Source organism: Streptomyces sp. WP-1 (assembly GCF_030450125.1).
GTDB lineage: Bacteria > Actinomycetota > Actinomycetes > Streptomycetales > Streptomycetaceae > Streptomyces > Streptomyces incarnatus.
Genome location: NZ_CP123923.1, coordinates 6,138,619 through 6,145,000, shown reverse-complemented (window position 1 = coordinate 6,145,000; position 6,382 = coordinate 6,138,619). Strand labels below are relative to the sequence as shown.

The following is a 6,382-nucleotide window of genomic DNA, read 5'->3' as shown; positions in this document are numbered from 1 at the left end:
GCAGTGCCACATGCCATAGGTGAAGTAGACGTACACATGTCCGGGCTCCCCGAACATCACCGCGTTGCGTGCGGTGCGGCCGCGGTAGGCGTGGGAGCCCGGGTCGTTCGGACCGTCGTACGCCTCGACCTCCGTCAGGCGTACCGCGATCGGGCCGTCGGGTGTCGTGCGGACCAGGATGCGGCCGAGGAGGTCGGGGGCGACGTCCAGGATCGGGCGGTCGAAGAACTTCCTTGGCAGTGGCATACGGTCCCTGGGCGCGATCATGCCGTCCGAGGGTAGTGCACGGCGAGTGGTCCGGACGGGGTACGGCCCGAGCGGAACCGGCCACGGGGGTGCGGGCGTTTGTAGGGGCGAGGTCCGTTCGTAAAGGGAGAGTCAATGGCGTTCAAGAAGCTGCTCGCGAGCCTGGGAGCCGGCGGTGCCTCGGTCGAGACGGTGCTGACCGAGGTGAATGTCGTACCGGGTGGCGTGGTCCAGGGTGAGGTGCGGATCCAGGGCGGGTCCGTGAACCAGGCCGTCGAGGGGCTCTCCGTCGGTCTTCAGGCGCGGGTCGAGGTCGAGAGCGGCGACGAGGAGTACAAGCAGGACATCGAGTTCGCCAAGGTGCGGCTCGGCGGTGCCTTCGAGCTGCAGGCCGGTGCCGTGCACGCGGTGCCGTTCGGCCTGGAGATCCCCTGGGAGACGCCGGTGACGATGATCGACGGCCAGGAGCTGCGCGGGATGCACATCGGGGTGACGACCGAGCTGGCGATCGCGCGGGCCGTCGACTCCGGTGACCTGGACCCGGTCAATGTGCACCCACTGCCGGCGCAGCAGGCGATCCTGGACGCGTTCATCGGCCTCGGTTTCCGGTTCAAGAACGCCGACATGGAGCGCGGCCACATCCGCGGTACCCGGCAGCGGCTGCCGTTCTACCAGGAGATCGAGTTCTACCCGCCGTCGCAGTACCGGGGTCTGAACCAGGTCGAGCTGAGCTTCGTGGCCGACGAGCACGCCATGGACGTCGTACTGGAGATGGACAAGAAGGCGGGTCTGTTCAGCGAGGGCTCGGACACCTACCGCTCCTTCCAGGTGGGCCACCACGACTGGCAGGGGACCGATTGGGCGGCCTACCTCAACCAGTGGCTCTCCGAGGTCGGCAGCCGGCGCAACTGGCTCTAGAGTTCGCTCTGTTCTTTCCAGATCATCGATCAGGAGGTACCAAGGTGACCGAGCTGAAGCGGCGACCGCTCCCCCATGACTTCCACCCGCCGGTGCCGTCGTTCACGGTGACGAGCGAGGACGTCCAGGAGGGCGCGACGCTGAAGGGCGCCCAGGTCTACGCGGACGGGAACACCTCGCCGCAGCTGCGGTGGGAGGGCTTCCCGCCGGAGACCAAGAGCTTCGCCGTGACCTGCTACGACCCCGACGCGCCGACCGGCAGCGGGTTCTGGCACTGGGTTCTGTTCGACATCCCGGCCTCGGTGACGGAGCTGCCCGCGGGCGCGGCGAGCGGCAAGTTCGAGGGCCTGCCCGAGGGTGCCGTGCACGCGCGCAACGACTACGGGACGCGGGACTTCGGCGGCGCCGCCCCGCCGCCCGGTGACGGCCCGCACCGCTATGTGTTCACGGTGTACGCGGTGGACCAGGAGAAGCTGGGTCCCGACGCGGACGCCTCGCCGGCCTTCGTCGGGTTCAACCTGCGCTTCCACGCGATCGCGCGGGCGCAGCTCATCGGCGAGTACGAGAACACCGAGCAGGGTTGAACGCCCCGTCTGGTTCGAGCCGAGCGTTCATTGAACGTTTGCCCGCCTCCGGTCTTGGAAGTGATCGGGGGCGGGCATTTTTTATTGCGTTGTCCATCTCGGCGCGCCCGTCCAGAGTTGATCCGAGCCCGCCGGGGGGTGGGCAGGTGCGCACGGGAGGTGGGCTGGATGCGTGACACGCTGGTGCTGAACGCGAGTTTCGAGCCGCTGTCTACGGTGACTCTGAACCGAGCCGTCGTCCTGGTGCTCCAGGACAAGGCGGTGGTCGAGCAGGCCCATCCCGAGCTGCGGATGCGGGGGGCCGTTGTGGACATACCCGCGCCCCGGGTGATCAGGCTGTGCAGATATGTACGGGTGCCGTTCCGAAGACAAGCGCCGTGGTCGCGGCGGGGGGTGCTGGTGCGGGACCGGCACCGGTGCGTGTACTGCGGGCGCAGGGCGACGACGGTGGACCATGTGGTGCCGCGGGCGCAGGGTGGGCAGGACACATGGCTGAACACGGTGGCGGCGTGTGCGGAGGACAATCACCGGAAGGCGGACCGGACTCCGGAGGAGGCCGGGATGGCGTTGCTGCGGGCGCCTTTCGAGCCGACGCCGGCGGATGCGATGCTCCTGGCTTTGCGGCAGGACGACCTGGACGGGCTTCCTGAGTGGCTCGCTCGGGATGCGGCCTAAGAGTCTGCCGGGTTCTGTCTGACGGCGGGTGCGGGTTGCCGTGCGTTGCTCGCGCCCGCGCGGCGGAGCCGTATATCGATACGGCCCCGCGCCCCTGATGGGGCGCGGGTGGTGCCCTGCGTTGCGAAGCAGCCCCTAGTCGATGCTCGGCTTTTCGCGGCGCTCCGTGGCCGGGCCCTTGTTCTGGGCCGGCAGGGAGGCGCCGCCGCCGCTGTTGCCGCCGCCCAGGGAGCCGAAGTTGCCCATGGCGCCGGAGAGGCCCTTGAGGGCGTCGCCGATCTCGCTGGGGACGATCCAGAGCTTGTTGGCGTCGCCCTCGGCGATCTTCGGGAGCATCTGGAGGTACTGGTAGGACAGCAGCTTCTGGTCCGGGTCGCCGGCGTGGATGGCCTCGAAGACCGTGCGGACGGCCTGGGCCTCGCCCTCGGCGCGCAGGGCGGCGGCCTTGGCCTCACCTTCGGCGCGCAGGATCTGGGACTGCTTCTCGCCCTCGGCCGTGAGGATCGCGGCCTGCCGGGTGCCCTCGGCGGTGAGGATCGCGGCGCGCTTGTCACGGTCGGCGCGCATCTGCTTCTCCATCGAGTCCTGGATGGAGGTCGGCGGCTCGATGGCCTTCAGTTCCACGCGGTTGACGCGGATGCCCCACTTGCCCGTGGCCTCGTCCAGGACGCCGCGCAGGGCGGCGTTGATCTCCTCGCGGGAGGTCAGGGTGCGCTCCAGGTCCATGCCGCCGATGATGTTGCGCAGCGTGGTGACGGTGAGCTGCTCGATCGCCTGGATGTAGCTGGCGACCTCGTAGGTGGCCGCACGGGCGTCCGTCACCTGGTAGTAGATGACGGTGTCGATGTTGACGACCAGGTTGTCCTGGGTGATCACCGGCTGGGGCGGGAACGGTACGACCTGCTCGCGCAGGTCGATGCGGTTGCGGATGGTGTCTATGAACGGGACCACGATGTTCAGGCCCGCGTTCAGGGTCCGCGTGTAGCGACCGAAGCGCTCGACGATGGCCGCGCTGGCCTGTGGGATGACCTGGATGGTCTTGATCAGGGCGATGAAGACCAACACCACCAGGATGATCAGGACGATGATGACCGGTTCCATCGTGTTGCCCGTACCCCTCTCCTCAAAGGATCTTGCCCGTCGAGTCTGACAGACTCCGGCCCAACTCGCAGGCAGGATGGCTCAGATGACGATCGCCGTGGCTCCTTCGATGTCCACGACGTCCACCTCCTGGCCCGCCTCGTAGGCCCGGTCGGCGTCCAGGGCGCGGGCCGACCAGATCTCCCCGGCGAGCTTGACGCGGCCGCCGGCGCCGTCGACCCGCTCCAGTACGACGGCCTGCCTGCCCTTCAACGCCTCGATGCCGCTGGCGAACTGGGGCCGCTGCCTGCTGTGCCGGTTGGCGATGGGCCGTACGACGGCGATGAGCGCGACGGAGACGACGAGGAACGTGATCACCTGGGCGACGACGCCGGGGCCGAGGGCGGCGACGACCGCGGCCGCGACGGCTCCCACCGCGAACATGCCGAACTCGGGCATGGCGGTGACGACGAGCGGGATTCCGAGCGCGGCCGCGCCGACGAGCCACCACACCCATGCGTCGATGTCGTTCACGTGGTCATCGTAGGGCCACGGCCGGGCGGCGGACAGGGCGCGTCGGGGACCCCGGCAGGTTTGCGCGAGGGTCCCGGCCGGGTGGGGTCACGGGCGGCCGGGGGTGGCCGGGGGCGGTGGCGGGGTCAGGACAGCGGCAGGCCGTGGGCGGTCCAGCGGTCGCCGACCTGCTCGACCACGAGCGGCAGGCCGAAGCAGCGGGAGAGGTTGCGGGAGGACAGCTCCAGCTCGATCGGGCCGGCGGTGAGGACCTTGCCCTGACGGATCATCAGGACGTGGGTGAAGCCGGGGGCGATCTCCTCGACGTGGTGGGTGACCATGATCATCGAGGGGGCGATGGGGTCGCGGGCGAGCCGGCCGAGGCGGCGCACCAGGTCCTCGCGGCCACCGAGGTCGAGACCGGCGGCGGGCTCGTCCAGGAGCAGCAGCTCGGGGTCGCTCATCAGGGCGCGGGCGATGAGGGTGCGCTTGCGCTCGCCCTCGGAGAGGGTGCCGAAGCGGCGGTCGAGGTAGTCGCTCATGCCGAGGCGGTCGAGGAAGGCGCGGGCGCGCTGCTCGTCCACGTCCTCGTACTCCTCCTTCCAGGCGGCGGTCATGCCGTAGGCGGCGGTGAGGACCGTCTGGAGGACCGTCTGGCGCTTGGGGAGCTTGTCGGCGAGGGCGATGCCGGCCACGCCGACGCGGGGGCGCAGCTCGAAGACGTCGGTGCCGGGCTTGCCCAGGGTCTCGCCGAGGATGGTGACGGAGCCCTTGGTGGGGTAGAGGTAGCTGGAGGCGACGTTCAGGAGAGTGGTCTTGCCGGCGCCGTTGGGGCCGAGGATGACCCAGCGTTCGCCCTCCTTCACCGACCAGGAGACCTGGTCCACCAGAGCCCGGTCCTCACGGACCACGGATACGTCCTGAAGCTCCAGAACATCGCTCATGAGCGCGTTGTCTCCCCTTGCTGTGTGGCCGGTCTCGGCTGTCGCGTACGCCTGTGGCGCGGTCCGCCGCGCCGGTGGGCACGGCCCGTATGAAATCTACGCCACCGGCGCGCCGGTCCATTCCATCGGTCCGGTCCTTAGGGTGGGGGCATGCTCACGGAACCGCGTTCAGGACGCCTTGCCGCTTGGGGAAATGCCCTTTTGGCCGGACTTGTCTCTCCGGATGACGCCGCGCTCGCCATGGTGGGTGACGACACCGTGCACCGGGTGGCCGGGCTGCCCGGGGAAGCGGCGCCGGTGGGGCTGACGCTCGCGCTGGGGCGGCTGCGGGCGCTCGGGGCGACGGGGCTGCGGGTGGCGCTGCCGGCACCCGGCCATCCGCTGGGGCTGAGCGGCCCGCCGGAGTTCAACGCGCGGGCGCTGGACGCGCAGGAGGCGGTGGTCTGCTTCGGCACCGCGCTGGGGCTGGTGCCGGAGGTGCACGAGGCCGGGCCCGCGGGTGATGTGCATGTCGAGGTGGTCTGGCACGCCCTGCCGGTGCGCGAGGCCCCGCCCGCGGACGTGCCCTCCCTGGGCGAGGCGGAGCGGGAGCTGGCGGAGGCCCTGCGGGACGCCACGGCGGTGCTCGCCCGGCTGGACGTGGCCGCCTCGGGCCCGGTGGCCGAGGCCGCGATCGACGCGTACCGGGCGCGGGCGGAGGCCGGCCGCGAGGTCCTGGCCCCGGGCTATCCGCCCCGCGCGGCCCGGGTCCTGGAGCTGGCGCAGCGGATCGGCCTGCTGATCGCCCTGGCGCACGACCACGGCCACGGGGCCGCGGTGACCGCCTCGGAGATGGCGGCGCGCACCCAGGCGCTGCGCCCGGTGGAGCGGACGGCCCGGCGGGCGCAGGTGGCGGCGTACAACTCGATGGTGGAGGAGAGGGAGCGGAGGGTGAGGTGACCTCCGGGGCCGGACAAAGGGGCGGGCCCCCCGGTGGATCCGGGGGGCCCGCGCCGCGGTCGTGATGCCTCAGTGGTTGAGGCCGACGTTGCCGAAGGCCGGGTTCAGCACGCCGATGACGTCGATGCTGTCGCCGGTCACGTTCACCGGGACGTGGATCGGCGCCTGGATGGCGTTGCCCGAGACGACGCCCGGGGAGTTCACGGCCGCGCCGCCCGCCTCGCTCTGGGCGGAGGCCAGGCCGGCACCGGCGGCCAGCAGGCCACCGGCCACCATCGTCACGGCCGCTGCCTTCTTCAGGTTCTTCACTTTCAAACCCCTCTTGGACGTTCACCACGGCGGTTCTCCGTGGCACGCACTGGAGAACGGCGGAGATCGCCCGGGGATGCGCCATCCGGGTGACATTCCCACGACGGTATGAATCTCAGTCCGGAACGGGACTTCTGGGGGGAACTTCCGTACGGCGTCCGTACGGAAGTCTCG

Annotated in this window: 9 protein-coding genes (1 of these 9 cut by a window edge); 4 read left to right on the top strand and 5 right to left on the bottom strand. The window is 70.5% G+C overall.

Annotated features, from left to right (window positions below; translation table 11 throughout):
* On the bottom strand, nucleotides 1–267 hold the 5' portion of the coding sequence (locus QHG49_RS27200) for a DNA-3-methyladenine glycosylase (protein WP_145489279.1). It extends 384 nt beyond the left edge of the window; the window shows 267 of its 651 coding nt (coding positions 1–267); its start codon is at nucleotides 265–267; the stop codon falls past the left edge of the window.
* Between the two features lie 114 nt (nucleotides 268–381).
* On the opposite strand from QHG49_RS27200, the gene QHG49_RS27195 reads away from it, so the two are divergent.
* From QHG49_RS27195 to QHG49_RS27185, 3 genes are all read left to right on the top strand, one after another.
* The gene (locus QHG49_RS27195) at nucleotides 382–1,164 is read left to right on the top strand and encodes a sporulation protein (protein WP_159700138.1); all 783 of its coding nucleotides are present in this window, start codon (nucleotides 382–384) and stop codon (nucleotides 1,162–1,164) included.
* A 44-nt stretch (nucleotides 1,165–1,208) separates the two neighbouring features.
* Entirely contained in the window at nucleotides 1,209–1,748 is a 540-nt protein-coding gene (locus tag QHG49_RS27190; protein ID WP_085564082.1) for a YbhB/YbcL family Raf kinase inhibitor-like protein, read from the top strand.
* A gap of 168 nt (nucleotides 1,749–1,916) precedes the next feature.
* A complete protein-coding gene (locus tag QHG49_RS27185) occupies nucleotides 1,917–2,423 on the top strand; it encodes an HNH endonuclease (RefSeq protein WP_301491633.1) in 507 nt (168 codons plus the stop codon).
* A gap of 135 nt (nucleotides 2,424–2,558) precedes the next feature.
* Here the strand turns inward: QHG49_RS27185 and QHG49_RS27180 are convergent, their stop codons facing one another.
* The 3 genes from QHG49_RS27180 to QHG49_RS27170 form a co-directional block, all read right to left on the bottom strand.
* Nucleotides 2,559–3,524 (bottom strand): SPFH domain-containing protein, encoded by a 966-nt coding sequence (locus tag QHG49_RS27180; protein ID WP_159700144.1) that lies wholly within the window; start codon nucleotides 3,522–3,524, stop codon nucleotides 2,559–2,561.
* Between the two features lie 81 nt (nucleotides 3,525–3,605).
* Nucleotides 3,606–4,037 carry an NfeD family protein gene (locus tag QHG49_RS27175; protein ID WP_145489272.1) on the bottom strand — a complete coding sequence of 144 codons (432 nt, stop codon included), beginning with the start codon at nucleotides 4,035–4,037 and terminating at the stop codon, nucleotides 3,606–3,608.
* A gap of 125 nt (nucleotides 4,038–4,162) precedes the next feature.
* Entirely contained in the window at nucleotides 4,163–4,960 is a 798-nt protein-coding gene (locus QHG49_RS27170; RefSeq protein WP_145489270.1) for an ABC transporter ATP-binding protein, read from the bottom strand.
* 150 nt (nucleotides 4,961–5,110) lie between these two features.
* Between QHG49_RS27170 and QHG49_RS27165 the strand changes: the two genes are divergently transcribed.
* Complete coding sequence (locus QHG49_RS27165; protein ID WP_145489269.1) at nucleotides 5,111–5,899, top strand: hypothetical protein; 789 nt, start codon at nucleotides 5,111–5,113, stop codon at nucleotides 5,897–5,899.
* Between the two features lie 69 nt (nucleotides 5,900–5,968).
* Here QHG49_RS27165 and QHG49_RS27160 read toward each other — a convergent pair whose 3' ends face one another.
* Nucleotides 5,969–6,208, bottom strand: a complete 240-nt coding sequence (locus QHG49_RS27160; RefSeq protein WP_085564085.1) for a chaplin — start codon at nucleotides 6,206–6,208, stop codon at nucleotides 5,969–5,971.
* Nucleotides 6,209–6,382 lie beyond the last annotated feature (174 nt).